At 60.1% G+C, this 24,748-nt stretch carries 21 protein-coding genes and 1 tRNA gene; 11 read left to right on the plus strand and 11 right to left on the minus strand.

The features are described 5' to 3' along the window. Positions 1–153: 153 nt before the first annotated feature. The 7 genes from EDE05_RS25815 to EDE05_RS25845 form a co-directional block, all read right to left on the minus strand. Positions 154–975, minus strand: a complete 822-nt coding sequence (locus EDE05_RS25815) for an MBL fold metallo-hydrolase (protein ID WP_105374870.1) — start codon at positions 973–975, stop codon at positions 154–156. Positions 976–977: 2 nt separating this feature from the next. Beyond that, positions 978–1,760, minus strand: a complete 783-nt coding sequence (locus tag EDE05_RS25820; protein ID WP_105374871.1) for a TatD family hydrolase — start codon at positions 1,758–1,760, stop codon at positions 978–980. A 15-nt stretch (positions 1,761–1,775) separates the two neighbouring features. Further along, positions 1,776–3,344: a methionine--tRNA ligase gene (metG, locus tag EDE05_RS25825; protein WP_280952553.1), complete on the minus strand. Its 1,569-nt coding sequence runs from the start codon at positions 3,342–3,344 to the stop codon at positions 1,776–1,778. A 91-nt stretch (positions 3,345–3,435) separates the two neighbouring features. Beyond that, positions 3,436–4,464, minus strand: coding sequence for a DNA polymerase III subunit delta' (locus EDE05_RS25830; RefSeq protein ID WP_105374873.1), 1,029 nt, complete (start codon positions 4,462–4,464; stop codon positions 3,436–3,438). Beyond that, positions 4,461–5,141 (minus strand): dTMP kinase, encoded by a 681-nt coding sequence (gene tmk / locus EDE05_RS25835; protein ID WP_105374874.1) that lies wholly within the window; start codon positions 5,139–5,141, stop codon positions 4,461–4,463. Before tmk ends, EDE05_RS25830 begins: the two co-directional genes overlap by 4 nt. A gap of 71 nt (positions 5,142–5,212) precedes the next feature. Then, positions 5,213–6,394 (minus strand): D-alanyl-D-alanine carboxypeptidase family protein, encoded by a 1,182-nt coding sequence (locus EDE05_RS25840; protein WP_245423026.1) that lies wholly within the window; start codon positions 6,392–6,394, stop codon positions 5,213–5,215. 49 nt (positions 6,395–6,443) lie between these two features. Beyond that, on the minus strand, positions 6,444–7,451 hold the full coding sequence (locus EDE05_RS25845) for a septal ring lytic transglycosylase RlpA family protein (RefSeq protein WP_162712566.1): 1,008 nt from the start codon (positions 7,449–7,451) through the stop codon (positions 6,444–6,446). Positions 7,452–7,765: 314 nt separating this feature from the next. Between EDE05_RS25845 and EDE05_RS25850 the strand changes: the two genes are divergently transcribed. Both EDE05_RS25850 and EDE05_RS26995 read left to right on the plus strand, forming a co-directional pair. After that, positions 7,766–7,855: transfer RNA gene (locus tag EDE05_RS25850), tRNA-Ser, on the plus strand. 99 nt (positions 7,856–7,954) lie between these two features. Further along, the gene (locus EDE05_RS26995; protein WP_165924278.1) at positions 7,955–8,116 is read left to right on the plus strand and encodes a hypothetical protein; all 162 of its coding nucleotides are present in this window, start codon (positions 7,955–7,957) and stop codon (positions 8,114–8,116) included. A 12-nt stretch (positions 8,117–8,128) separates the two neighbouring features. Here EDE05_RS26995 and EDE05_RS25855 read toward each other — a convergent pair whose 3' ends face one another. Together EDE05_RS25855 and EDE05_RS25860 are read right to left on the minus strand one after the other, a co-directional pair. Further along, positions 8,129–10,093 (minus strand): adenylate/guanylate cyclase domain-containing protein, encoded by a 1,965-nt coding sequence (locus EDE05_RS25855; RefSeq protein WP_134103252.1) that lies wholly within the window; start codon positions 10,091–10,093, stop codon positions 8,129–8,131. Then, complete coding sequence (locus tag EDE05_RS25860; RefSeq protein WP_348631333.1) at positions 10,093–13,707, minus strand: FecR domain-containing protein; 3,615 nt, start codon at positions 13,705–13,707, stop codon at positions 10,093–10,095. The genes EDE05_RS25855 and EDE05_RS25860 overlap by 1 nt, the downstream gene beginning before the upstream one ends. Before the next feature lie 151 nt (positions 13,708–13,858). Between EDE05_RS25860 and EDE05_RS25865 the strand changes: the two genes are divergently transcribed. The 9 genes from EDE05_RS25865 to EDE05_RS25905 all read left to right on the plus strand — a co-directional run bounded on the left by EDE05_RS25865 (position 13,859) and on the right by EDE05_RS25905 (position 22,879). Further along, positions 13,859–14,413, plus strand: a complete 555-nt coding sequence (locus EDE05_RS25865; protein ID WP_112803703.1) for a Pycsar system effector family protein — start codon at positions 13,859–13,861, stop codon at positions 14,411–14,413. Positions 14,414–14,521: 108 nt separating this feature from the next. Continuing rightward, positions 14,522–14,869: a DMT family protein gene (locus tag EDE05_RS25870; protein WP_112803687.1), complete on the plus strand. Its 348-nt coding sequence runs from the start codon at positions 14,522–14,524 to the stop codon at positions 14,867–14,869. A 58-nt stretch (positions 14,870–14,927) separates the two neighbouring features. Next, positions 14,928–15,845: a DUF72 domain-containing protein gene (locus EDE05_RS25875; RefSeq protein ID WP_112803689.1), complete on the plus strand. Its 918-nt coding sequence runs from the start codon at positions 14,928–14,930 to the stop codon at positions 15,843–15,845. A gap of 117 nt (positions 15,846–15,962) precedes the next feature. Further along, the gene (locus EDE05_RS25880) at positions 15,963–17,846 is read left to right on the plus strand and encodes a SurA N-terminal domain-containing protein (protein WP_132413488.1); all 1,884 of its coding nucleotides are present in this window, start codon (positions 15,963–15,965) and stop codon (positions 17,844–17,846) included. 17 nt (positions 17,847–17,863) lie between these two features. Beyond that, positions 17,864–18,880: an anthranilate phosphoribosyltransferase gene (trpD, locus tag EDE05_RS25885; RefSeq protein ID WP_112803693.1), complete on the plus strand. Its 1,017-nt coding sequence runs from the start codon at positions 17,864–17,866 to the stop codon at positions 18,878–18,880. Between the two features lie 4 nt (positions 18,881–18,884). Beyond that, complete coding sequence (gene trpC / locus EDE05_RS25890) at positions 18,885–19,697, plus strand: indole-3-glycerol phosphate synthase TrpC (RefSeq protein WP_112803695.1); 813 nt, start codon at positions 18,885–18,887, stop codon at positions 19,695–19,697. Further along, positions 19,697–20,176 (plus strand): cyclic pyranopterin monophosphate synthase MoaC, encoded by a 480-nt coding sequence (gene moaC, locus EDE05_RS25895; protein WP_105374884.1) that lies wholly within the window; start codon positions 19,697–19,699, stop codon positions 20,174–20,176. The genes trpC and moaC overlap by 1 nt, the downstream gene beginning before the upstream one ends. Positions 20,177–20,178: 2 nt before the next feature. Continuing rightward, on the plus strand, positions 20,179–21,393 hold the full coding sequence (gene glp, locus EDE05_RS25900; RefSeq protein WP_112803697.1) for a gephyrin-like molybdotransferase Glp: 1,215 nt from the start codon (positions 20,179–20,181) through the stop codon (positions 21,391–21,393). A 49-nt stretch (positions 21,394–21,442) separates the two neighbouring features. After that, positions 21,443–22,879 (plus strand): deoxyribodipyrimidine photo-lyase, encoded by a 1,437-nt coding sequence (locus EDE05_RS25905; RefSeq protein WP_245505255.1) that lies wholly within the window; start codon positions 21,443–21,445, stop codon positions 22,877–22,879. Between the two features lie 12 nt (positions 22,880–22,891). Here EDE05_RS25905 and EDE05_RS25910 read toward each other — a convergent pair whose 3' ends face one another. Continuing rightward, the gene (locus EDE05_RS25910; RefSeq protein ID WP_245519967.1) at positions 22,892–23,356 is read right to left on the minus strand and encodes a VOC family protein; all 465 of its coding nucleotides are present in this window, start codon (positions 23,354–23,356) and stop codon (positions 22,892–22,894) included. A 75-nt stretch (positions 23,357–23,431) separates the two neighbouring features. Continuing rightward, entirely contained in the window at positions 23,432–24,610 is a 1,179-nt protein-coding gene (locus tag EDE05_RS25915) for a citrate synthase (protein ID WP_245519968.1), read from the minus strand. Positions 24,611–24,748 lie beyond the last annotated feature (138 nt).

Below are 24,748 nucleotides of genomic sequence, written 5' to 3' on the forward strand. Positions count from 1 at the left end.
TTGCTCCCAACGTTGGCTTTGACCAGTGCGTCGAGAGGCGAGACTGTCGCATCTCTAACTGGCCCAACTGTCGCATTACTAAATAGCCTCTACATACAAAGATCACATAAGATAGATTATGGAACTAAAAGGTATCAAAGAAGTGGGTTGCGATCAGAGATCGATTTCGACCTCGAAAGCCAGGCCGTCATAGGCTGGCTCCACATGCGGCGGCGTTTCGCCCATCACCGTTTCGTAGTCCAGCGGAATGTGCATGTGGGTCAGGATCGCGTGTTTTGGCGCTAGCCGCGCGATCCATTCAAGCGCCTGATCGATCGAGAGATGGCTTGGATGATAACGGTACTGCAGCGAGTCGATGATCAAGACATCGAGACCGCCGAGCTTGCTGACGCTTTCTGCCGGAAAGTCGCTTACATCGCTGCAATACGCCACGCCGCCAATCCTGAAGCCGAGCGAATTGATGTCGCCGTGGACCTGCATATGGGGCAGGAAGCGGATCGGCCCGCCGGGACCGTCAATGATGATCGGCTCGTCCATTGTCTCAATGAGCACGGGTTGGACGATCGGCGGATAATTGCCACCTGGTGGAGTTTCAAGACAATACCTGAACCCCTGCCTGATACGCTCCATGGTGAACGGGTCAGCATAGATCGGAATGCGGTGCTTTTGAAGAATGAAAAACCCGCGCAGGTCATCGATACCGTGCAGGTGGTCGGCATGGGCATGGGTATAGAGAACCGCATCGACGCGCTGGACGCGATTGGCGATCATCTGCTCCCGAAAATCAGGCCCGGTGTCGACCACGACGACCGTGCTGCCGCCATCCGGCGCGATCTGTTCGACCATGAAGGCGGCACGGGTACGCCTGTTTCTCGGATTGCTCGGGTCGCAGGCGCCCCAGTCTCCATTCAACCGCGGAACGCCGGGCGACGAGGAGCAGCCGAGGATGGTGAAGCGCCGGCGATAGCGAGCCACGGTCAGAGCCTCGGCATCCTGGAGAAAATGCGCAATGCGTTCTCCGTCGTGATCCGCGCGATCTCCTCGTAACTGACGCCCTTGCATTCAGCGAGAACCTCGGCCGTGTTGACCACGTATGAAGGTTCGTTGCGCTTGCCGCGCCAGCGTTTGGGCGCCAGATAAGGTGCATCGGTTTCGACCAGCAGCCGGTCGAGCGGCACGCTTTTGGCAATCTCCCTCAGATCCTCCGATTTGGGAAAGGTCAGAATGCCGGAAAACGAGACATAGCCGCCGAGCTCCACGCCCGTGCGGGCGAGTTCGGCACCTGACGAGAAGCAGTGCAGGATGAAGGGAAACGCCCCCTTCCCGCTTTCCGTCGTCAGAATTTCGATCATGTCGTCATCGGCGCTGCGGCTGTGAATGACCAGCGGCAGTCCGGTCTGACGTGCCGCAGCAATATGCCGGATCAAGCCGGTCTTCTGGTCAGCGGGTGTCTGGGTATCGTAGAAATAGTCGAGGCCGGCCTCGCCGATCGCGACGATCTTTTGGTGGGCATTCGCAAGACGAACCAGGTCCTCCGTCTGGACGTCGAGTTCGTCTCCGGCATTGTTCGGATGGGTTCCGACCGAGCAGAACACGGAAGGGTATCTCTCGGCTATTGCGAGCAATCCGTCGAGTTTCCGCACCCGGGTTGAGATCGTCACCATCTGCTTTACGCCCGATTCATGGGCCCGCGCGATGATCGCATCGCGTTCTTCTGCAAAATCGGGAAAATCCAGATGGCAGTGTGTATCGATCAGCATGATAAGCCTTGAACCTCAGGCAGTCGCTTCCGGAGCCACATAACGCGGAAAGACCGGTGTCGGTGCCTCGAGCAGGGTTCCCGGCTTCAGGCGACCGGTTTCGCCGAGCGCCGCGAAGCTGCGGCCGTCTGAAGCGACAGCAAGCAGATCAAGCAACCTCGCCGATGACTCCGGCATGAACGGCTGCAACAGGATTGCGATCTGCCGCACGACTTCGGCCGTAACGTAAAGCACGGTAGCCATCCGCGCCGGATCTGTTTTCCTCAGCACCCATGGCGCCTGCGCGGCGAAATAGCGGTCGGTTTCCGAGACCACTCCAATGACCGCCGCCAGGGCGCGGTGAATGGCCTGCTTGTCCATTTCTGCGCGGCAGGTTGCGAGCATCTCGTCGGCGGCGGCCACCAATTCCTTGTCGGCATCCGTCAATTCGCCCGGCTCCGGCAGCTTGCCGTCGCAATTCTTGACGATCATCGAGAGAGACCGGCTTGCGAGATTGCCGATGCCATTGGCGAGGTCGGCATTGACCCGAGCGGCTATCAGCTGCTCGTTGCAATTGCCGTCATGGCCGAAGGAGATTTCGCGGCAGAGATAGTAGCGCAGATAGTCGAGCCCGAATTTTTCGATGAGTTCGAACGGGTCCACGACGTTGCCGAGCGACTTAGACATCTTCTCGCCGTTGTTCAGAACGAACCCATGCGCAAAGACACGTTTCGGCAGCGGCAGCTGCGCCGACATGAGGAAGGCCGGCCAGTAGACTGCATGGAAGCGGATGATGTCCTTGCCGATGATGTGCACATCTGCCGGCCAATATTTGGCACGGGGACCGCTCTTGTCCTCCAGATAGCCGGTTGCGGTGATGTAGTTGGTAAGCGCGTCGACCCAGACATACATCACATGCGCCGGATCATTCGGTACCTTGATACCCCAATCGAAAGTGGTGCGGGAAACCGACAGGTCCTTGAGGCCGGATTTCACGAAGGAGATCACCTCGTTGCGGCGCTCGTTGGGGCCGATGAAATCCGGGTTCTCCTCATAATGCTTCAGGAGCTTGTCGCCATAGGCCGACAGCTTGAAGAAATAGCTCGACTCCTCGACCCATTCGACCGGCGTCCCCTGAGGTCCATAACGCACACCGTCGCGCACCTCGGTTTCACCCTCGGCGTAATAGGCTTCGTCGCGTACCGAATACCAGCCGGCATAGGTATCCTTGTAGATATCGCCGTTTTCCGCCATCCGGTTCCAGATGTCTTTCGACGCCTCGTGGTGACGCGGTTCGGTGGTGCGGATGAAGTCGTCGTTGGACGCGTTCAACAGCTTCCCCATCTGACGGAATTCGCTGGAATTGCGCTCCGCCAGCGCCTCCGGCGAGATGCCTTCGGCGCGCGCAGTCTGCTGCATTTTCTGGCCGTGCTCGTCCGTACCGGTAAGGAAGAAGACGTCCTTGCCGTCGAGACGCTGGAAACGCGCCATGGCATCGGTCGCGATCAGTTCGTAGGCATGCCCGATATGCGGCTTGCCGTTCGGATAGGAGATCGCGGTGGTGATGTAATAAGGCGTCTTGTCGGACATGAAGCACTCGGACACTTTGAAAAAGAGTTGATGCCGCTCTTAGCGTATGTTTCGCGGATGCGAAACACAAAGTTCCTTGCAAGTGTCTCCGCCCCTCATGCCCTGGTTATTGCCGCGCAGCGTCAAGGATCGAAATAATGGTCTGCTTCCGGTCGAGATTGTAGGTCTGCGCGATGGCGATCTTTTCGCCGATATTGCTGACGAGCTTGGCCTGCCGGTCAGCGGTTGCGAGGTCTCCGGCCAGCGCCGCATCGCGTGCCCGCGCGATAAGATGGTCGCTCAGATGTTCCACGAAAAAGCCGAAGATCACTTCACTCTCCTTGCCGGACAGCACATCTGCGAGCCGATGCATCGCTTTGCGGGCCGTCGCGCCTTCCGCCGCGATTACTTCGTCGAACGCCGCGATGATTTCCGTGCCGCCGTAATTCAGCAGCTTCAATGCCTGCGCAACACTGCCCTTGGACAGCGACAGCACCGTCTCTTCCGTCTTGCCTCCATCGAGCGGCATGCCGAGGCCAGCCAGCGCCCGTGAGAGGTCGTTTTCTCCCAAAGGCGACAGCCTCAAAGGCTGGCACCGGGAGCGGATTGTCGGCAGCAGTTTCCCGGGCGCGTGGGAAAGCACCAGGAACAGAGCCCGCCGGGGCGGCTCCTCAAGGATCTTGAGGATGGCATTTGCCGCATTGCGGTTGAGATCGTCGGCCGGATCGATGATGACGATCCGCCAGTTCCCGGTACCGGATGTCTGCGAAAAAAAGTGTCCCGCCCTTCGAACCTCGTCGACCGTGATCGCCGTCTTTGCCTTGCCGGTTTTCTCGTCGACGGGACGCGTCAAATGCAAAAGATTATGTGAGGCGCCGGAGGCGAGCTGACGGCTCACCGGCGAATCGATATCGGGGTCGGCGATATGGCCGGGGGCCGTCGCCGGATCCGGATGGGCGAGCACGTGGTTGGCGAACCGGAAAGCCAAGGTAGCCTTTCCGATCCCTTCCGGCCCTTCGATCAGGATTGCATGGTGAGCTTTGCCGGATTGGTAGCTGCGCGCCAGAAAGTCCTCGGCCGCGCGATGTCCGTAAAGATGCGGATTGCGGGCCGGCGGCAGTGCGCCGTCGAGGATGCCGACTGCTTCTTCGCTCATCCGACCGATTCCGCGCTGCTCGAATGGGTAAAGCCGAGTTCGCGCGCCAACGGTTCCACCACCGCGAAAATCTCGTCCGCGATCTCTTCTTCAGAGCGCTCGGCATTCACGATGTGGCAGCGCTCCGGCTCTGCCTCTGCGATCTCCAGATAAGCTTCCCGACGCTTCTCGTGGGTCTCGATCTCCTCGCGCTCGAAGCGGTCGGGAGCATTGCCGGCGCCGCGCTTGCGGGCGCGCTTCAGCCCGATTTCCGCCGGCAGGTCGAGAATCAAGGTGCAATCTGGCATCACTCCGTCGATCGCAATCCGCTGCAGCCTCTCGATGAAATCCCATTCAAGGTTGCCGGTCACACCTTGGTAGACCCGCGAGGAGTCGATGAAGCGATCACAGAGCACGACGGCGCCGCTTTCCAGCGCTGGCCGGATGACTTCTTCCACGTGATCGTTTCGAGCGGCAGCGAAGAGGATTGCCTCCATGCGTACGCCGAACTCCTCGGCAGCACCCGACAGGAGCACATGCCGCACGGCTTCGGCGCCCGGTGATCCTCCTGGCTCGCGGGTTACCAACACGTCATGGCCGCGTCGGCGCAGCTGATCTGCGAGCCTGCGAATCTGGGTGGATTTGCCAGCCCCCTCGCCGCCTTCGAAAGTCACGAACAATCCGGAATGTTCTGCCACGCGTATTTCCGCACTCATCTTCACGGGGCACTTATAGCCCAAATGGGTGCGCCGCGAAATAAGTGTATCAATTAAAGCCAGAAGAACATCAGTTCCAGCAGCGCATCCGTTGCTCTGCTCGTCAGCGTTCCCGTCCCGACAGATTGAGCCGTAACCAGCGGCACCTCCCGCACCACCCGATCGCCCGCGGAAATCCTCAGGACACCAACCTCCTGGCCCTCGGCGACCGGCGCCCGCAGCGGCCATTTGTAGACGATGCGGCCCGAGAGCCTTTCGGGATTGCTTGTCCCCAAATAGATGTCAACGGGCTCCCTGGCGACGAGATCGATATATCGCGACGTCCCGCCATAGACGCTCGCCTGGCCGATCACCTCGCCTTGTTTGAAAAGGACTTTCGTCTCAAAGGAGGAAAGCCCCCATTCTAGAACCCTTCGGGCTTCCTCGAGCCGCTCCTTGTCGCTCGCAAGCCCGCCTATGGCCAGGAAAAGCCGTGTGCCGTCCCGTTGCACCGAGGCGACCAGCGCATAGCCGAAGCCTTCGGCGAAACCGGCGCCAAGGCCGTCGACGCCCATATTCGATCCCAACAGGGGATTCTTGTTACGCTGGAAGATCTTGTTCCACTCGAAATCCGGCTGCGAATAGAGCGGGTAGAATTCCGGATAACTGCGGTAGATATGCCGCGAGAGTTCGACGAGGTCGCGGGCCGTGGTGCGGTTTTCTACGCCAGGCAGTCCGGTGGAATTCCCGAAGACGGAACGGGTGAGGCCGAGGTCCCGCGCTCGGGCGGTCATCCGGGCGGCGAACTCGCCCTCGGAACGGGAAAGGCCTTCGGCAAGGATGATGCAGGCGTCGTTGGCGTTCTGCACGATGACGCCTCTGATAAGGGCGTTGACAGGCACCTGCGACTTCAACGCGGCGAACATGGTTGTCGTCCCGGATGGTGCCCCGCCTGTGCGCCAGGCGTATTCGCTGACCGGATAGACGCTGTCGAGGCTGAGCTCCCCGCGTTTGATGGCGCTGAAGACGACCTCCATCGTCATCAGTTTCGCAAGTGACGCCGGCGGGAAGCCCTGGTTCTCATTGGAAGCAAGCAGGACCGTTCCGGTTTTCGCCTCCACCAGATATATCTGCTTTGCTTTGGTGACGAAGGCTGGCGCGGGCTCTTGCGCGCCTGCTGTCTTCGCAAAAGAGACAGCGCCGAGGAGGATAAGGACTAGAAGGATCAGCCGCCGCATCATTACCCCGCAGGTCATTTCACCTATGCCTATCAGCGCCCTTCGTGACGGGCAATCGGCTAGGATTTCAACGCACGGGCTTTTGAGTGGGCCTTGCAGATTCCAGGACGACATTGCCGAACATGACCTGCGGAGCTTTTGCTTGCGGCTCGGTTACATATGCGGCAGCGACCGTCGCCGTTTGGCGGCTCACTCCGTAGCCCGATGGGCGTTCGGCAGGAACAGGTCCGATCTGGGGCAATACGGCCACCTGATCGAATGCCTGGGACGCCTGCGGAGCGGCGGATACGGGAGCCGGCCCGCTCGGCGTGCGTCCGGCAAGTGCGACGGATGCGGGCATTGCCGAGCCGTAGCTTTGAAGCTGCTCGCGGAGTGGCTGATTGGATGCAACCATGACGCCTGTTGCGATCTGCCCTTCCGGCCTGATCGACGGCAGACGATCACCCTTGCGCACGTACGAGGCCATCAGGAATGGCATGTCCTGGCCGTCCATACGGGCCCGGCCGACATATTGGACATTGACCTTGGCGGTCCCCGTCCGCTTCATGTCGAGAAGTTCGGCCGTCTTGCCCGAAACGTCGATGATGCGGCCCGGATGATAAGGTCCGCGGTCGTTGACCCGGACGATCACCGAAGATCCGGTGTCGATATTGGTGACCCTGGCATAGCTCGGCAGCGGAAAGGTCGGATGGGCTGCAGAAAGATGGGCGCTGTCGTAGACTTCGCCATTGGCGGTCAGGCGCCCGTGAAAGGCCGAGCCGTACCAGGAAGCAAGACCGCTTTTGCTGTAGTTCGGATCTTCCTTCGGAACATAGGTCTGCCCCTTTACCTGATAGGGCTGGCCCACCATGAAGCGGCCGCCACCCTTCGGCACCGGTCTGCCGTCGGCAACCACCCTGGGGCTCGCCTTGACGCCGTATTCCTTTTCCGAAAAATATTCCTTGCTGCGGGGCTTCTTCTTTGGGGCCTCGGTTGTGGCACAAGAAGCCATACCGAGGCAGACCATCGTTATCCCGAGCCATTTCGCACTGAGCGAAAGCTTGCCGCCACTCAAACCCAAACCCGTCCGTCCCATGCCGCCTTCACCGCCTCAGGCAGATGATGGTCCTCGTCACCACCCTGCCCTTGCCGGCCACTGAACCGGTTCGGGACATACCCCTATGTCCGCGAACCAATGGTGTTCTAGTTTTGCTGGCAACGTGGCGAAAATGCGAACGAAAACTGTGGAATAATTAAAGTTCTACGCAGTATGGTTAACTCTCGGTAAATAGTAATGCCCTGGAAGGGGCGAAAAGCCGGATAGACGAAGAGCCATTGTCGTTCGCCAACCGGTTTCACAGCGGCCAAAGGTTGACGCCGTAAGCCCGCAGGCTATAAAGCCCCACCAGTGGAAGAGTGTCCGAGTGGTTTAAGGAACCGGTCTTGAAAACCGGCGTGCGGGAAACCGTACCGTGGGTTCGAATCCCACCTCTTCCGCCATATCATGATGGCGATGCCCCGTGTCCAGTTCGGCGCAAGCCACGATTTCTATGGTCTCCTTAACCGGAATGATGCCGGCCGCAATTTGGGGACAATGACATGTCGAACGAAACAACTTCCTTTACTCAGCCCTCCGAACAGTCGATCGCGCTGTTCCTGCAGGATAACGACGCAGACAAGCTGACCGATATCCTGGTCGAGGCGCTTTACGAAGCGTTCCGCACGCTCGAAGACGAAATCCGCCTCGACACCGTCCACTGAGCATAGCCTCCGTCAGGCGCTGCCTGACTGAAGCGCCCGTTCGTAATAGGCTCTGAGTTCGGGGATATCGCGCATCAGGTCTGGCGCCAACTGCTGCTGGCTGCCAACATCTCGCCGATAATGCGCTTCCAGGAATTGCTGATGTGCGGCGAGCGCACCTTCAGAACATTTGCGTGTGACGGTGAAGACGGGCGATTCTTCCGTCTTGCCCTTGACCGTGAACCGGTCGAGTTCCAGCACGGCAAAGGCTTCGCGCACCGCGCGCGCCGTCCTCTCGCCGAGCAGCAGCGATACGCCATAGGCTTTCGATGCGCCCTCGAGCCTCGCCGCCAGATTGACCGTGTCGCCCAGAGCCGAATAGTCGAAACGGCTGGTGGAACCCATGTTTCCCACCACACATTCACCGGTGTTGATGCCTATTCCGATCCTGAGCGGATAATGGGTTCTGCCGGCGCCCTCGGCCTCCGCCTTGAGATCCTCATTCAGCACCTCCATTGATTCCAGCATGTCGAGCGCGGCAGAGACCGCATGGGCCGCATGCGCCGGATCGTCCAGAGGGGCGTTCCAGAAAGCCATGAGGCAATCGCCAATATATTTGTCGATCGTTCCCGAATGCGACAGGACGATATCGGAGAGCGGCGTCAGAAGGCGATTGATCAGCGCGGTCAGCTGCTCGGGATCGTCCTTGAGCTGTTCCGAAATCGTCGTGAAGCCGCGGACGTCGCAGAAAAGGATCGAAAGCTCCCGCTTTTCGCCGCCGAGCTTCAACCTGGATGGATCGCGGGCAAGCTGGTCAACCAGCGCCGGCGCCAGATATTGCGAAAAGGCGCGCGTGATTTGCCGGCGGTTCTTCCGCTCCTGGGCGTAGTCAAGCGTCGCCTGCCCTGCAGCGATACCGACGAATGCAAGAGAAGGCGCCAAGGGTGGGATGAACACGCGGCCGAAGCGCAGCGCCAGATAGCTGACTGCGAAGAGGACGACGATTGCGGTTGCCCCGACTGCCACAGTGCGCCAGCCGGTCCCCTTCCACACCAGTACGACCGCCGACAACACCGCGAAAAACAGGATGCTCTGCTTTGCCGGCCCTTCGGCCTCTTCGATCCAGCTCCTGAGCCTGAGGTTGTCGAAAACGGTCGCCTGGATTTCGGCGCCCGCGGTCAACCGGCCCGTGTGAACGGTATAGGATGTCGCAAAGGCATCTGCCCCGCCGTTTTCGATCGAAGGCGCGTTCTGCAGGCTGAGACCCACGATGACGATGCGGTCCTTGAAAATCCCCGGCGGCAGAAAGTTTTCCGGATCGAGTGCCTGGTAATAGGAGACGGTCGGATAGGTTCTTTGGCCTCCGAATGTCTGGATCAGACCGACCCCTTCCGGCAGCTCCGCATCAACCCCGGCTGCGGTCGCGACCATCGCCGCAAACCCGTCGTCATAAGCGGGCACTTCGCGCAGGACGCCGTCACGGTGCAGCCCGACCGAGGCAATGCCGGTCAGCGCGAATTTATCGGAAAACAACGGCAGCGGCAGGACGCGAATGAACTGGTCGGCCTGATCCGACGTCACCAGCGTCTCGTCGCCGGCAAGGACCACATCCGGACCGAGCGCTGCCGCAAGCGTCTCATCCTCTTCCGGTGTCGAGGGTTCGGAAAAAATGATGTCCAGGCCGATCACCTTCGCGCCTGCTGCACGGAGAGCCGAAATCAACTTGGCGTGCTGGCTGCGTGGCCAGGGCCATTGCACGTTGATCTCCGAAAGCGACGGCTCGTCGATGGCAACGATGATCGGCCCATCCTTCGGCAGTGGCGGTGCGCCCATCGTAGACAGATAATCGAAGGCGCGGTAGTCGATCAGCGGCCAGCCGGGAAGCTTTGCGACCAGCGCCACCGCCACGAGGGCGAAGGCTGCCAAAACGACGACCTGCAGGCGGCGAGACGAAAGTAGTCGTGATGTGGTCAACGAAGATATCTGCCGGCTGGCCATCAGAAACGGACCGTAAGCGTACCCTTGAAGACCCGCCCCCAGCCGGGCGTATTCCCGTTCAATTGAATATCTTCGTCTAGAAGATTATAGGCAGCGAGCTCCAGTTTGAACCGTTTGTCAAACGGCTCCCAGGTCAGGCCGGCATCGATTGTCCAATAGTCATCGAGCTCGAGGCCGGTCTCGTTGACGCGTTCACCTACGTAGTTTGCGGCTACCGTAGCCCTCAAGTTGGCTTCATTGACCCAGGTGAGTGCGGCCTGCCCGGCCCACTCGGGCACATAAGGCAGCTGCCCTCCTGCGGCTGGCGTGGTGCTTTTATCGTCGGTATCGGTGTATATTATCGTTGAAGACAAACCGAATCCACCTCCAAGGAGGAGGTTAGCGTTGAGGCTCGTCCTATCAATCGTCCCGCGCCCGGTGTCGAACGTCGTTGCCTGTAAGGGGATGGAGATGCTGGCGTCGCGCACATCCTGGTGCTGGAACTCAGCGGCGGTAAAGAAATAGTCTGTCCACTCCGCATCCCATCTGAACGCATAGGTGTCCACGGAGCCGCTCGGATCGATAGAAAGCTGATTCGGCTGCAAACCGACGACGCCGATAGGCGACAACGTGGGGATGGTCGAATCAAAGCTGTCTCGGATAAAGCCGGCGCGCAACCATTGACCTTCGAAGGGCGACCAAGCAATTCCAACCCGTGGGTCCAGCCTGAAGACCTCGGTTGTGTCATCCGCAATAAGCGAGCCGAACAATGCATATTCGGCCTTGAAATCAGCCGATATTTCATGAAGCAAGTCCGCGTAAATACGGCTGACGCCGCTTCTTTCAAAATCCTCAATTGGCGTACCCGGAAAGGGCGGGACCACGAGAGAAAAATTCTGCGACTGAAAGGTGTCGACCCACCCGCCCTCAATTCCGTATCGAAGGGCGAAGTTTTCCAGTCCGATGCTGTGATTGATCGCTGCAATATATGATTGTTTGCGGGCTTCATTGGTTGTCAACGTGGTCAAGACCGGCAACCCGCCCAATAGAGTCTCGCTTAGGAGGTCGCTTTTACTTTTCTGCTCATTGAAGAGCAGACCAGCATTAAGAATATTCTCGTGGGCGAAGGTATGGCTCCAGCCGATGCCGCCGCTGGTGGCGGTGGCGGAAATGTCAATGCTGTCCGCTGTAACAACACCCGGTGCCGATTCAAATTGAAACCCCCGGGAGAAATCGGTGTACCCCCGACTAAAATACAGGACAAATCGATCATATGGCGTCGGACTGGCCGTCAGATATCCGTTCCCACCCAAAATCTTGTTGTCCACGTTCAAGTCCGTCAAAGCGCCGATATCCCGGCTGTCCGGCACTGTCTCCCATTTCAGGTTTCCGTAGAAGCTAATTGGGAACGGCAGGTTGCTGTAGCCCTGGATGTCACCTTCGGCGACATAGCCGAGCTCGCCGTTTGCCTCGGTTATGCCGCCGCCGATAGAGCCCTCGAAGAAGGGGCGACGGAGAAGATTTGCCGAACGCGAGCGGCCTGAAATGACGTGCGGCTCCAGCATCAGGCCCTGCAGGAAGGCCGAGAAGGATTGACCGTTCGTGGTATTGTTGAAGATGTCCGTGCCGGGAGAATAGTCGTTGGCGAGAATGTCGGCGCTGCCGCGGATGCTCTGGTCGATATAAGCAGTCCCGGCGAAGGGATCGAATACGGCGTCGCTGTAATATTCTGCCCAGGCATTCATGCCCTGAAAACGGAAAGCGTCGTTCAGGGTGGAGCCTGCCTGCTGATTGGCGCCGAGCGAGCTGTAGTGGCCACCCCGCGCCTGTGAGCGTCTTACATATTCCTGCGCATGTCGGATCGCGCCTTCGGAATCGTAGTTGTCGATTGCAATCGCCGTGCGTGCCGCGGATATTACCGGGTCGTTGTTATCGAGACGATCGGCATTGTCGAGCGCTTGCGCGGCGGGAATACGATCCCCCTTTTCGTAATGAGCCGCCGCCAGCAGGAGCTGACCCTGAGAATGGCTCGGGTTCGAAACCGTTCCTGCCAAAAGGTCATCGATTGCCAAGTCAAGCTGGCCCGTCTGCAGGTAGTACATTCCGCGCACCACCAGCGCCGGACCAAGCGTCGGATCGAGCTTGAGGGCCAAATCAAGCTCACGTTTTGCGTCTTCAACCCGGCCGTGTTCCAGGTAGAACACGGCAAGATTGGTCCGCGCGACCGGATCTTCCGGGTCGAGCTCGATGGATTTCCTGTAGTCGGCTTCCGCCTCCCGGTCCGCACCGAGTTCGGAATGAAGCGTACCCCGCACATTCAACGCAGTGCTGCTGCCGGGCGTGACCTCGAGCGCTGTTTCAATGTCCGCCAGCGCGCCCTTTATGTCGCCCTGAACCCCCGACTTGTAATGGGCGCGGATTTCGAGTGCGGTCGGTTCGCGCGGGTCGATCGACAGCGCCTTGTTCATTGCCTCCAAGGCCTGTTCGCGGTCGTTTAGAAGCAGTGCAAGCCAGGCGCGATAGGCGGGAAGTTCGGGATCGTCCGGATACTGTTCTTCCGCATCTGCCAGAACCTTTATGGCTCCCTTGAAATCCTGCAGGAACCCGACCGCATAGGCATGCAGGAATGCTCCATCCGGCCCGCCAACATGTTTCGGCAGGCTCTCGACCCGGCTGGGGTCGGCCAGCGATCGGGCGTAATATCCGCCGTAGAGCGCAATGCCGCGCCGTTTCTTGTCCAGCCCGCGCTCCGCTTGGGCGAACAACTTGGCCGCCTCTGCATACCGCGTCTCGGAGGCAGCAATCACCGCCTTGATCAGGTTCACGCGCGCTTGCTGGGAGGAGGAGAGCGGTTTTCCTTCCAATATCGCCAGGGTTTGCTTGGTCCGTTGCCGGCCTTCCAGCGCAAGCTGCGCTTCGGCAAGCGTCACCCAGTCGTCGATGCTGCGCCTTTCCGGCGCTGTGGCCTGGATACGGTCCGCCTGCCGGCGCATCTCTGCGACCGGCTGCGCGGACGGCGGCATGCGCTCGAACGCTTCACGCGGCGGCAGGTAGAAGAGCATCTGCTCGCGGTCATCGGATTCGACGATCGCGACCTTTCTGGGCGCCTGCCCGATCGAGGCGACGGCCCCCTCGCCCTGCCGCACGTCGACGCTGCCTTGCGGATTGCTGAGCTCCACCTGGCCTTCGAGAACCTGAAGCGAGGTCTGGTTGCCATTGACGGTCATCGTCCAGTCGGTGCCGCGGATCGCTGCCGCTGCCGCGGGTGTTTCGACCCGCACCCCCGGGCCGCCGCGCTCGGCGCGCGCCCAGATGGTGCCTGACTGCAGCTCCAGAATGGTGTCGGCGCTTGTTCCGGCCGTCATCTGCTTGACGACCAGCGACGAGTTGCGGCCAAGCCGCACTTGCGTCCGGTCGGAAAAGACGATCGCCAGCTGACCCGCCGCGTTGGTGCGCAGAACGTCGCCCGTCAGCAGGTCCTGCTTGAGGTCGACGACCTGCCAGTTTGACAGGTCGATGAAACGGACTTCCTCGCCCGCTTTGCGGGCTATGACTGCTCCGGCTGCCGGAGCCGAGCGCGCAACGGGTTCCGCCCATGCGGGAGCCGGTATTGCAGCCGCAAGTATAGGCAGCACAACGGCTGCAATATAAAGTCGTTTAAAATCCCCCAACATGCCTCACCAGTGCTGATAAATATGTCGGGAGTCAAGGTAGAGGCGCCGCTGCCGGATTGCTTTCCCCGCAAAGTGTATTAACAGGGAAACAGTTTTGGCAGGGACGATCGACTTGAGTGACTTCGACAGCGCACCGACCGAGATGCTTGAGATGCCTATGGCGACCGGCGAGGTCACCGAGGAATATTTCAATCACGTCCGCAAGATAAATGACGTCTATTACGACCAGATCAAAATATCCGATCAGAAGGCTGCCTACATATTCACTTTCATGCTGGCTTTCTTGGTTTCATCTGCGGAAGGCCGAAGCGTATTTAATCTGACGCGCTATATGCAAGGAGAATGGGCAGAAATTATTCTCTCCGCCGCGCTCGCCCTTGCGTCCGTCTTCTCGATTCTTTCTGCTATTCTTGTAGTGCTGCCACGGCGGGTTGAGAAATCCACGTCGCTTTTCTGGGGCACATGGCCGAACCATCGGCCGCTTTTCGAGCAGGCGGCGCAACGCAGCGATGTCGGCTACCTCTTTAATGAGTATCTGGACAATGCCGACGTGCTCTCCCTGATCGCCACGCAGAAATACAAGTTCGTCTCCTATGCCTTCCGGGGCCTGATGTTTACAGTCCTTGCCTATGTATTGCTGTTGCTGGTCAGCCAGAACGCGAATTGACCTTTGCCGACGGCTGCCATGCAAGGCTGCCAATCCTGGCGAACGCGCTTGTCTTTGCGTGTCGGACATGGTTGGCGTGAGTATCTCCACGCGTCACGGATTCGCTACATGCCTTCAACTGCCGTCCCTTTTGCCACCATCGGCCTCTTGATCCTCTCCAACGTCTTCATGACATTCGCCTGGTACGGTCACCTTAAATTCGAAAACAGACCGCTTTATCTTGTGATCCTTGTGAGCTGGGGGATCGCCTTCTTTGAATATTGCGCCCAGGTTCCGGCAAACAGGATCGGCTACGGCTATTTCAATGCGGCGCAGCTGAAGACGATCCAGGAAATCATCACGCTTTCCGTCTTCGTTATTTTTTCAGTTCTCTATCTCGGCGAGCCGATCCACTGGAAGCAGATCCTCGGTTTCTGCTTCATCGCTCTCGGCGCCTTCTTCATCTTTACGAAGTAGCCGCTCCGGAACTCTCGCACCGATGGGGCGTTGGGCCACCGTGACCTCAGGTGGTGCGATGAGAAAGCATTCAGGCGATATCCGGATCGGTATCTCGGGCTGGACCTACAAACCCTGGCGCGGGGTTTTCTATCCCGAGGGGCTGCCGCAGAAACAAGAGCTGAGTTATGCGGCGGAGCATTTTCGTTCGATCGAAATCAACGGCACGTTTTATGGTCTGCAGCGTCCCAGCAGCTTTGCCACGTGGTATGACGCCACGCCTGAGGATTTCGTCTTCGCCGTCAAGGGTTCGCGTTACATTACGCATATGCGGCGCCTCAAGGACATCGAGACTCCGTTGGCCAATTTCCTGGCCTCCGGCGTCCTTCGGCTCGGAAAGAAACTGGGGCCGATCCTATGGCAGTTTCCGCCCCGGTTGAAATTCGACCCCGACCGTTTCGAAGCTTTCTTCAAACTGCTGCCCAAAGATACCGATGAAGCCAGTGATCTGGCGGGGCGGCATGATGCTCGTCTCGACGACCGAGCCTATGTCGAGACGGATGAGAGCCGGCCGATGCGTCACGCTGTGGAAATCCGCCACGACAGCTTTCGCTCGCCCGATTTTATCGATCTCCTGCGCCGCTATCGGATCGGTCTGGTTGTGGCGGATACGGTGGATTGGCCGCTCCTGATGGATCTGACGGCTGATTTCGTCTATTGCCGGCTCCACGGTTCCGAACAGTTGTATGTCAGTGGTTATGATGACGAGGCGCTCGACCGCTGGGCGCATCTGGTCGCTGAATGGGTAAAGGGCCGCGATCCGAAAGAGGCTCAACGTGTCTTGCCGCCCTCGCCGTCCCGTGCGCACGGGCGCGACGTCTATGTCTACTTCGATAATGATGTGAAGGTTCGTGCGCCGCGGGATGCCGAATCGCTTGCCGTCCGCCTCAATTCGGGGTCCGTGGCCTCTCGCCCGAAAGGCTTTAAACGCGCCTGAGCACAGCCTGTTCGCTTTTCCATCTCCATGCCTTCATTTCCGTCTCGGTTTGATTTAGAGACAGTCCTTCAAACCGCCTGACAAGGCGGCCTGACTGTTCACAAGGTATGTCGATCGATGCTTGATTCCCTCAGAAACGCCGCCCGCTCGTGGGTTGCCAAGGCTCTCCTCCTGCTTCTGGTCGTTTCCTTCGGCATATGGGGTGTTTCCAGTTCCCTTTTGACGACCAGCAGCAACACCGTGATGACGGTCGGAGATCAGCAAATCTCGACGGAGGAATTCCGTCTTGCCTATCAACGCCAGATAGCCAATCTGAGCCGTCAGTTCGGCATGCAGCTTACCGCCGAACAGGCCCGCGCCTTCGGCGTCCAGAACGATGTCTTTGCCCAGCTTGCCGCCGGTGCTGCCCTCGATCAGCTCTCGGACGACATGAATCTCGGCCTGTCCGAAAATCGTCTCGCCACTTTGATCTCCGAGGATCCGGCCTTTAAGGGCGTCAACGGCCAGTTCGACCGCAACCTCTTCACCTCGCGCCTACGCAATGCCGGGCTGCGAGAGGACGACTATATCAAGGAGCGCAGCAAGGTCGCCGTGCGCAGCCAGGTGGTCGAGGCGGTCTCGGACGGGTTCAAGCCGCCGCAGGTTCTCGTGGAAGCGCTCAAGCATTACCGCGATGAAACCCGTTCGGTGGATTATCTCCTGCTCTCCAACGCCAATATCGATCCGGTCAAGGCGCCGGCCGAGGATGTGCTCGCAGCATGGTTCGAAGGTGTGAAGACGCGGTATCGCGCCCCGGAATATCGGAGCTTCGCTTACGTAAAGCTGCAGCCCGCTGACATCGCCGATGCGTCCTCGGTGACGGACGACGCGGTTCGCGCCCAATACGAAAAGGGCAAGGACAACTATAAGACGCCCGAAACGCGCACGATCGAGCAGCTCCCCTTCCCCAACAAGGAAATGGCGGAGGCCGCCGCAACGCAGCTCAAGGATGGTACTGCGACGTTTGATCAGCTGATCGCCGATCAGGGTAAGAACAGCGCCGACGTTCTGCTGGGTGATTTTACCAGGGACAATCTCCCCGACGCCGCATTTGCGGATCCCGTCTTCAAGGTCGCTTCGGCTGGGGGCACCACGCCGGTTGTCCAGGGAACCTTCGGACCGGTGATCCTGCGTGTCACCAATATCCGCCCGGAAACGACGCGCTCCTTCGACGAGGTCAAGGAAGAGATTCGGAAGCAGCTGTCGGTGAGCACGGCGTCGCAGGAGGTATTGAGCGTCCACGACCGCTTCGAAGACATGCGCAGCGGCGGCACGTCGCTTGAGGAAACCGCAAAGGCGCTCAGTCTGAAGGTCGTGACGGTCACTGCCGACGCGTCCGGGCGCAACGAGCAGGAGCAGCGTATCGCCGATCTTCCGGCTTCCACGCAGTTGCTGGGCGAAGTCTTCCGCACAGAGCCAGGCGCCGATACGATTCCGGTCAGCGTCGGCAATGACGGCTATGTCTGGTTCGAAGTGCGCAATATCACCCCCGAACGCGAACGTCCGCTCGCCGACGTGCGTGACAAAGCGGTTGCCGACTGGACGGCCGAGCAGCAGCGCCAGGCGCTTGCCGCAAAGGCAAACGAACTGAAAGGACGTCTCGACAAGGGCGAGACCCTTGCCGCGATAGCCGAAGAGCTCGGCCTGGCGGTCGAAACCAAGCAAGGCCTGCGCCGTGGCGCCGAGGACGCAATCTTCGGCGGCGAGGCGATTGCCGCGGCTTTCTCGGGCCCTGTCGACACGACTGCGACCGCGCTCGGAGCCGATGGCGAAAGCCGCCTGCTGCTGAAGGTCACGGCAATCGACCAGGCAACGACCGATGCCCTCTCCGGCGATGAACAATTGCAGCGGATGGCCGAGTCGGCGGGCGACGATATGCTTGACCAGATGGTCAACAGCCTCAAGAATACCTATGGCGTCTCGGTCAATCAGACCGTGGTCGATCAGGTCATGCTCCAGTAACAAAGGATGATTCGGGTATGCCTGAGCTGAAGCCCCTCATCGCCAAGGTCGCCAACGGCGAAAGTCTAACGCGCGAAGAAGCGCGCGAAGCCTTCGATATCCTGATGTCGGGCGAAGCGACGCCCTCGCAGATCGGCGGCTTCCTGATGGCTCTTCGCGTTCGCGGAGAGACCGTCGCCGAGATCGCCGGAGCGGTCTCCACCATGCGGGCAAAGATGCTGCCCGTCGTAGCGCCCGACAACGCAATCGACATCGTTGGCACGGGTGGCGATGGTACCGGTACCTACAACATTTCCACCCTTGCCTCGCTAATCGTCGCAGGCTGCGGCGTGCCCGTCGCCAAGCACGGCAACAGAGCCTTGAGCTCGAAATCCGGCGCGGCCGATACGCTGTCGGCGCTCGGCGTCAATCTCGAAATCGGCCCGGATCAGATTGCCCGCTGCATCAGTCAGGCCGGCATCGGCTTTATGTTTGCCTCCATGCATCACGCGGCCATGCGCCATGTGGGGCCGAGCCGGGTGGAACTCGGCACGCGGACGATCTTCAACCTGCTTGGACCGCTCTCCAACCCTGCCGGCGCAAGGCGTCAGCTTCTAGGCGTCTTTGCGCCGAAATGGCTGGAACCGATTGCCGAGGTGCTGCGGGATCTTGGCTCCGAAACCGTCTGGGTCGTACACGGCGACGGCATGGACGAGATCACCACCACAGGCATCACGCAGGTCACTGCGCTTGAAGATGGGAAGATCCACTCCTTCGAACTGACGCCGATGGATTTCGGAGTTACTCCTGCGACGCTCGCTGAACTGAAGGGCGGGGATGGCGTGGCGAATGCCGCCGCCTTGCGCTCGGTCCTCGGCGGTGCCAAAAATGCTTACCGTGATATATCGCTCTGCAACGCGGCCGCTTCGCTTGTAGTCGCCGGCAAGGCAGAAACGATCGCCGACGGCATGAGGCTTGCTACCCGTTCGCTGGAAAGCGGTGAAGCTGCGGCCGCTCTCGAGCGTCTGGTCGCGGTGTCGAACGACGAGGATTAAGGCAGTGGCGGATATCCTGAGGAAGATCGAAGCCTATAAGCGCGAGGAGATTGCAGCGGCAAAAGCCAGCGTGCCGCTCGCCGATTTGAAGGCCCGTGCCGCCGACCAGCCGTCCCCGCGCGGTTTTTACCGGGCCTTGAAGGCGAAACAGGATAGCGGCGCTTTCGGTCTGATTGCCGAAATCAAGAAAGCCAGCCCCTCCAAGGGACTGATCCGTCCCGATTTCGATCCTCCGTCGCTTGCCAGGGCTTACGAGACGGGCGGAGCCGCCTGCCTCTCCGTGCTCACCGACAAACCCAGTTTCCAGGGCGCGCCGGAGTTTCTGACCGCCGCGCGCAACGCCTGCGCCTTGCCGGCTCTGCGAAAGGATTTCATGTTCGAGCCCTACCAGGTTTACGAGGCGCGGGCATGGGGTGCCGATTGTATTCTGCTGATCATGGCCTCGCTCTCCGACGACGAGGCGCGCGAACTCTACGACCTAGCCGCAGAACTCGGGATGGATTCACTGATCGAGGTGCATGACGAGGTGGAGATGGAACGCGCGCTGAAGCTCCCCTCGCCGCTCGTCGGCATCAACAATCGCAATCTGCGGACTTTCGAGCTGAGCCTGGAAACGAGCGAGACGCTTGCCCCCATGGTTCCGGCCGACCGCCTGCTGATAGGCGAAAGCGGCATCTTTACCCATGACGATTGCCAGCGCCTGAAGAAGGTCGGTATCAACACATTCCTGGTCGGGGAAAGTCTGATGCGGAAGGACGACGTTGCCGCGGCGACCCGGCTGCTGCTTACCGGCCAGACCGCGCTGGCGGCCGAATAATGGGAAACCTCACCCATATAGGCGCTTCGGGCGAGGCGCATATGGTGGATGTCGGCGACAAGGCGGACACCGTGCGCCAGGCGACCGCGGAAGGTTATGTCAGGATGCTGCCGGCAACACTGGCGCTCATCCGCGACGGCAACGCCAAGAAGGGCGACGTGATCGGCACGGCGCGGCTTGCGGGTATTATGGCGGCAAAGAAAACGTCTGACCTCATTCCGCTCTGCCATCCTCTGATGCTGACGAAGGTTTCCGTAGAGATCATCGAAGACGACACGCTGCCTGGACTTCGCGTCAGCGCGACCGCGAAACTCAGCGGCAAGACCGGCGTCGAAATGGAGGCGCTGACAGCGGTCTCCGTCGCGTGCCTGACGGTCTACGACATGGCCAAGGCCGTTGATAAAGGTATGGAGATCGGCGGCATCCGCTTACTCGAAAAGACCGGCGGCAAATCCGGAACCTACCGCGCGGGAGATTGAGAATGGCGCTTTTGCCCGTCTCGGAAGCGAAGAGCCGGCTTTTGGCCAAGGCGATCCCGGTTGAGACGATAGAGGTCGTGCCACTTGCGGATGCCGACGGGCGCGTGCTTGCCGCCGATCTGGCGGCGCGCTTCACACAGCCGCCGTTCGATGCTTCGGCAATGGATGGTTATGCTCTGCGCGCCGCGGACGCTCCCCGGATAGGCACGGAACTGACGGTGATCGGCAGTGCTGCGGCGGGCCACGCCTTTTCGGGCGCTGTCGCGGCAGGCCAGGCCGTGCGGATATTCACCGGCGCACCGGTCCCGGAAGGGGCAGATGCCGTATTGATCCAGGAAGATGCCGAAAAACTCGAAGGCGACCGTATCCGCACCAAATTCGAAGTGACGAAGGGTCGTCACGTTCGTCCTCGGGGTCAGGATTTTCGCGAGGGCGAAACCGTACTGGCGGCAGGCACGCTGCTGGACTTTTCCCATGTCACCGTCGCGGCGGCGATGAATTACGCGGAGCTATCGGTCCACCGCCGGCCCCGCATTGCCATACTTGCAACCGGCGATGAGCTCGTTCAGCCCGGCAATATGCCCGGCGCGGCGCAGATCATCGCCTCCAATACGTTCGGCATTGACGCACTGGTGAAGGACAATGGCGGAGAAGTTCTCGACCTCGGCCTCGTCAACGATCGCGAGGAGGATATAGCCGCCGCTATCGCAAGAGCGAGGGCCGCCCGCGCCGACGTGCTCGTAACGCTCGGCGGTGCATCGGTCGGTGATCACGATCTCGTCCAGGCAACCTTGAAAAACGCAGGTATGGAACTCGACTTCTGGCGTATCGCCATGCGGCCCGGCAAGCCGCTGATGGTCGGCCGGCTTGAGGACATGCAGGTACTCGGTCTGCCGGGCAACCCGGTCGCCAGCCTTGTAACCGGCATGCTCTTTCTGGAGCCGCTGGTGCGAAAACTGGCCCGCCTTCCGGAAAGACGGCGGCAGATAGAGGGAACTACGGCCGGAAGGCTGCCGTCCAACGACCAGCGGCAGGATTATCTCCGCGCAAAGCTTTCCAGGGACCGGGACGGTAACGTGATCGCCGAGGCCTTTGACAAGCAGGATTCCTCGATGATGAAGATTTTTGCCCATTCCGACGGGCTGATCATCCGTCCGCCGAATGCGCCCGAGCTGCCTGCGGGCGCGCCCTGCCCGATCCTTCTCATCAGGCCCTGAGCCGGCCAAGCGCATTCCCGCCCGCCGGAAGAACAGGGAGTTCCGACCAGTGCCCGCAGATGAGCCCCGCCCGAGCGTCCTCTGGTTCCGGAAGGATCTCCGTCTTGATGACAATCACGCCCTTCATGCCGCCATCGAGGCCGGCGGACCGATTGTTTCGGTCTATATTCGTGAGCCCGCCGCCCACAATATCGGCCCGCTTGGGTCAGCGCAGAGCTGGTGGCTGCATCATTCCCTGGAAACCCTCCAAAAATCGCTGAGATCGCTCGGGACAGATCTGCTTCTTCTGTCCGGAACGGCCGATCGTGTGCTCGCCGATCTGGCTGACCGGATCGGCGCACGGTCGATCTTCTTCAATCGGGCGTATGAGCGATCGTCGCAGGACCGCGAAATCGTCCCGACGTTGAAAAAGCGTCGAATTGCCGTTCACACGTTCCACGGGCAGCTTTTGTCCGACCCTCTGGAGATCCGGACGAGCGCCGGTGCGGCCTTTCGCGTCTTTACACCTTTTTGGAACGCGCTTCAGAAGCGAGACGAACCGCACGAGCCTATCGACGCGCCATCGAGAATTTCCGCATATCCCGGCCCCCTCCCTTCTGAAGATCTGGAAGATTGGAACCTTTTACCGCAAAAGCCCAACTGGGCGTCGCATTTCCCTGCGGCTTGGACCCCCGGGGAGCAGGGCGCGCAGCAGCGGCTTGCCGACATAATCGACCGAAAGCTGCAGAACTATCGAGACGGTCGCGACCTCGCCGCTGAAGAGAACACGTCGCATCTTTCGCCCCATCTGGCGTTCGGTGAAATCTCGCCCGCCCGCATCTGGCACGCCACGCGGAGCCTGCCTCACACGGCATCTTCGGACGTTGCTCACTTTCGTCGCGAATTGGCTTGGCGTGATTTCTGCTACGGCCTGCTCGTCGAGTTTCCGCATCTTCATGACCGCAACTGGAACAGCAGGTTCGACGCGTTCCCGTGGGAGGATGATGCGCAAGCGTATCGGGCCTGGACCCGCGGGCAGACGGGTTATCCGATCGTCGACGCCGGAATGCGTCAGCTGTGGCGTTACGGCTTCATGCACAACAGGGTGCGGATGATTGTCGCGTCGTTTCTGGTCAAGGACCTGATGATCGATTGGCGCAAGGGCGAACGATGGTTCCGGGACACGCTTGTCGATGCCGACCCGGCCAATAATCCTGCGAACTGGCAATGGGTTGCCGGATCAGGCGCGGACGCCTCCCCGTTTTTTCGGATTTTCAATCCAGTCCTCCAGGGGGAGAAGTTCGATCCCGAAGGCGACTATGTGAAGATGCATGTGCCGGAGCTCGCGAAGCTCGACCGCAAATTTATTCACCGCCCGTTTGAAGCACCAAAGCAGGTTTTGGATCAGGCGGGTATCGAACTGGGCAAGGACTATCCGAAACCCATTGTCAGTCACGACTTCGCCCGTGACAGAGCTCTTGCTGCCTATCGGGCAATGCGATCCTGAATAATCAATGCCTCACCCCTCTGGCGTGCCTGCCTGGTCGGAAACATTAGCCTCGGCCTCATGAGGTTGCCCGATCAATACCCAGATATGGCCGCCTGGATCAAAGATGGACGCCACTTCCCGGTCGCGGAGATCCGTTTGCACTGGATCTCGGATCATCCCCCCGGCTTCGATGGCTGCATTCACGATTTCGCCGACGTCAGGCACGGTAAGCTGGAAGATGGTGCTGACGGCCCCCGGCGTCTTTGGATAGAATGGCCCGCTGTAGGATGGGGCGGCTTCATGCTTTGGATCCGAGCCGCAGATGACGATGTTGAACGGGCCGAGCTGCAGCTCGATCATCAGCAGCCTCAGCATCTCGTAGCAATTGACTTCTTCCGCACCGAAAACAGCCTTGTAGAACTCGGCGGTCGAGCGTTCCTGCCCTTGCTCCACGAAAAGGCTCAAACTCAAGTTGATTTCATTGCCGGTCATCATTCCGATCGCCTCGATTCCGGCGTCAGGATACCGGGAAATGCGTGACAGAGCCACGTCACTCGCCGCTATAACTGCTCATTCCCCCAGGCCATATGAGCGGGAGCCGATAGCGGGTCCGGTATAGCGGGCACGAGGCCTGATCAGATGCCCGCTTTCGACCTGTTCCAAGGCATGGGCAAGCCAGCCGACCGCATGGGCGAGCGCAAAAATCACCAGCGGCGCGTCCTCCGGAAGCCGGAACTTTGCAGCGAGAGCCGCAAGCGCGAAGTCGATATTCACCGGCTCGCCGAGCATCTCTTCGCCAGCCTCGGCAAGGTTGGCATAAAGTTCCGGCGCATCGAGGTCTGCCATCAGCGCTTTGGCGCGCGGATCGCCTTGCGGATAAAGCCTGTGTCCGAATGCCCGTACGAGGCCCTCCGAGGACAATGCGCTGCGGATCGCTTCCCGCGCTCCAACCGATGCGGCCTGTTCTGCCAGCAGTGATATGCTCACCCAGGCGCCACCGTGGCGAGGGCCGGATAGAGCGGTCAACCCGGCCAATACGGCGGCGGAAAGAGCAGCTCCCGAGGAGGCCGTCACCCGCGCTGCAAAGGCGGATACGTTGAGTTCGTGTTCTGCGGCGAGAACAAGCGCCTTCCGAATAAGCTCTGCTGCCTGGGGCCGCTGCCAACCCAATGCCAACCGATCGTGCAGCGGCAGCTGTTCCGGCCACGGGGCAAGCGCTTCGGCCAAGGCCGACAGCACATCCGCGGCCTCAACCCGAAGAACCGAGGCATTTCTTCCCAATGCGGGAAGATCCGTGGCAGACCGGGCGGCGAGCCTCATGAAAGCCGATCCCATCCGAGACGCTTCCGGTTCATTTTCTCCACCTGCAGAGATCCGCACGCTGGCGGTATTCCACAGAAGCGCCGCTGCCTCCTCCAGCGTTGCATGCCGGGAAAGTTCGACAGCGTCCACGCCGCGATAGAAAAGCTTTCCATCGGCAATGGTCGAGATCGTCGTGGGCAGGATCGGATCGCCCCACCGGATGGTTTCTGCCGCCACCGCCGCCGACTGCCGTCGACCGGCGTTGCGTTCCGCCAGCCGTTTCACGTCCGAGAGCTGGTAGAGGCTGCGGCGGGGATCTGACGAATCGGCTTTCGCGCGAATGCGTCCGCGGCTAACATTGGCATAAAGCGTCTGCGGTTTGGTTCCGAGAAGGGCAAGCGCCTCTTCGGCGGTGATCCAGAGCGTGTTCATATTGATCGATTGCATCAAGATTGACGTCAATAAGACTAGGTCCGATCATCTCCCTCGTAAAGGAGGTGGCATGAAAGAGGCCACGTCCATGGAGAGAACGGATCTCTGAGATGCAGATGATCTTAGGACAGTCACGCTTTGCGCCGTTTGGCT

Source organism: Neorhizobium sp. R1-B, assembly GCF_004368875.1.
Lineage (GTDB): Bacteria > Pseudomonadota > Alphaproteobacteria > Rhizobiales > Rhizobiaceae > Neorhizobium > Neorhizobium huautlense.

Coding starts and splice junctions, on each gene's coding strand:
- EDE05_RS25845 (WP_162712566.1), bottom strand. CDS start 7,451: ATGGGACGGACGGGTTTGGGTTTGAGTGGCGGCAAGCTTTCGCTCAGT.
- moaC (WP_105374884.1), top strand. CDS start 19,697: ATGGGAAACCTCACCCATATAGGCGCTTCGGGCGAGGCGCATATGGTG.
- EDE05_RS25915 (WP_245519968.1), bottom strand. CDS start 24,610: ATGCAATCGATCAATATGAACACGCTCTGGATCACCGCCGAAGAGGCG.
- glp (WP_112803697.1), top strand. CDS start 20,179: ATGGCGCTTTTGCCCGTCTCGGAAGCGAAGAGCCGGCTTTTGGCCAAG.
- EDE05_RS25875 (WP_112803689.1), top strand. CDS start 14,928: ATGAGAAAGCATTCAGGCGATATCCGGATCGGTATCTCGGGCTGGACC.
- EDE05_RS25910 (WP_245519967.1), bottom strand. CDS start 23,356: ATGATGACCGGCAATGAAATCAACTTGAGTTTGAGCCTTTTCGTGGAG.
- EDE05_RS25880 (WP_132413488.1), top strand. CDS start 15,963: ATGCTTGATTCCCTCAGAAACGCCGCCCGCTCGTGGGTTGCCAAGGCT.
- EDE05_RS25820 (WP_105374871.1), bottom strand. CDS start 1,760: ATGCTGATCGATACACACTGCCATCTGGATTTTCCCGATTTTGCAGAA.
- trpD (WP_112803693.1), top strand. CDS start 17,864: ATGCCTGAGCTGAAGCCCCTCATCGCCAAGGTCGCCAACGGCGAAAGT.
- EDE05_RS26995 (WP_165924278.1), top strand. CDS start 7,955: ATGTCGAACGAAACAACTTCCTTTACTCAGCCCTCCGAACAGTCGATC.
- EDE05_RS25870 (WP_112803687.1), top strand. CDS start 14,522: ATGCCTTCAACTGCCGTCCCTTTTGCCACCATCGGCCTCTTGATCCTC.
- EDE05_RS25855 (WP_134103252.1), bottom strand. CDS start 10,093: ATGGCCAGCCGGCAGATATCTTCGTTGACCACATCACGACTACTTTCG.
- EDE05_RS25840 (WP_245423026.1), bottom strand. CDS start 6,394: ATGACCTGCGGGGTAATGATGCGGCGGCTGATCCTTCTAGTCCTTATC.
- EDE05_RS25830 (WP_105374873.1), bottom strand. CDS start 4,464: ATGAGCGAAGAAGCAGTCGGCATCCTCGACGGCGCACTGCCGCCGGCC.